Genomic DNA, 1598 nt, shown 5'->3' with positions numbered 1-1598 from the left:
TCGTGTTTTAGTAGAACCAACTTAATTTTTACCATTAATCCGAATATTCCGTAAACAGTCATCCACAGATGGCTTATTTGCTGTGCCCACTTTTTTAGGTGCATTCCCAAGTGCTAATTTCAGACTTCATCCCTCTTAAAATATAGTTATTTAACAGTGCCATACCATTTCTGGTTCTTTATTATTAGTCTAAAATGAGATCTATCCCATGTTCCTGCGTAATACATCGTTCTGTAATTCATAAAGCATTCTACATTTGAATTTTCCTTATCATGATTTAAACCAAAATTATGAGATAATTCATGAACCAGTGCTCTCCAAGTCCTGCTTCCCTGATCACTAACTAAACTAATTGCGCTTTTTGACGGGGGAAAATGGTATATTTTAGCTATTCCAGCCTCATTAAAGTTAGAGTCAGCAGTAATTCCTATTAGAAAATCAAAATCATATTTATTCCATTTTGTATTTAAATCATTAAAAATTTCTTTGGCGGAATTTCCGTTAGAGTTCCATTTTCCAATTGCTTTTAATTCAAAAATGATAGAATGCTGTTCATAAAAAATCTCGCAAGCCTGATTTAAAATATTTTTAACACGTTGTTTCCAGTCAGGAAAATTACCCCTATATTCTTCATCCACAACCAATAAAACTGTTACCGTTCTAATTAATTTTGGATGTTTTTTAGTGGCCCTGTTTTCAACACTTGAACTTGAAAGTATAGTTGTAGAAAGAACGAGTAGGGACGCAACAATACAAATTACTTTTTTCATGTTTTTATTAAACATTTTATCTTAATCCTTACTAGCTTCTAAATTAAATATAGATAACACTTGATCTAATGATATTCCCAAACGCTTATTTTTAAATACACCTTTCATTGGATCCTCCTACTATACTATTTTAAAAAGTAGTCTTTATAATAGTCTGAAATGAAAGGAAACTTTAGACTCTTGGATAGAGGGTATCAAGAGTCTAAAGCCCGTATAGTCCTTCTTAAATTCAACTCTTATGAGCGTGATAGTACTTAGAATGGTTGATTTTGTGAGAACAATTTCTGGTACCGTCACAATATTCCCATTCATTAATGTGATCTGTAGAACAACGATAATACACAGCTAAATAACAATCACTTTTATAAAAATGTTTCCAGTCATGAACATGTTTTGAATCGGGGGCATTCGGCCCATTATAATCTAAACATTGTAAATGTGGAGCTTTATGGCTGTATGAAACGGTTTCTTCTTCATCAGAGTATTGAGTTGATTCTTGATTAGATTCTTCCTCCAAAATAATAGTTTTATCACTATTGCTAGCATCGTCTGTTTTAGAAGTGCCTTCAACATCAACTTGATTGTCCATGACTTCATCAGCAAATTTGTCTAAATCTAAACCTACAATACTATTAAAAGTAGTTAAGTTACCATCCACATGGACTTTCTCCGTTTTAAAATTAACATCATTGATACCTATATTCATCAGGTAATCTCCGGGTCGAACGTTTTCAAAACTATATTCTCCCGAAGACGTTGTAAATGTTTTATATGAGCCTTTGCCAAAATGCTGTATCTCCTGAAGCAGTAGGCAGTCAGACAATTAAA

General features: G+C 32.7%; 2 protein-coding genes. Both read right to left on the bottom strand.

Annotated features, from left to right (window positions below; genetic code table 11):
• Positions 1–146: 146 nt before the first annotated feature.
• The gene (locus LIZ98_RS17400; RefSeq protein ID WP_052480333.1) at positions 147–785 is read right to left on the bottom strand and encodes a M12 family metallo-peptidase; all 639 of its coding nucleotides are present in this window, start codon (positions 783–785) and stop codon (positions 147–149) included.
• A gap of 214 nt (positions 786–999) precedes the next feature.
• Positions 1000–1476, bottom strand: coding sequence for a hypothetical protein (locus LIZ98_RS17395; protein ID WP_227140396.1), 477 nt, complete (start codon positions 1474–1476; stop codon positions 1000–1002).
• Positions 1477–1598 lie beyond the last annotated feature (122 nt).

Origin of the sequence: Caldibacillus sp. 210928-DFI.2.18 (assembly GCF_020554505.1) — a bacterium.
Lineage (GTDB): Bacteria > Bacillota > Bacilli > Bacillales > Caldibacillaceae > Caldifermentibacillus > Caldifermentibacillus hisashii.
Note: the sequence above shows the minus strand (reverse complement) of the source record. Positions and strands in the feature narration are given on the sequence as shown.

Coding starts and splice junctions, on each gene's coding strand:
- LIZ98_RS17400 (WP_052480333.1), bottom strand. CDS start 785: ATGTTTAATAAAAACATGAAAAAAGTAATTTGTATTGTTGCGTCCCTA.
- LIZ98_RS17395 (WP_227140396.1), bottom strand. CDS start 1,476: ATGAATATAGGTATCAATGATGTTAATTTTAAAACGGAGAAAGTCCAT.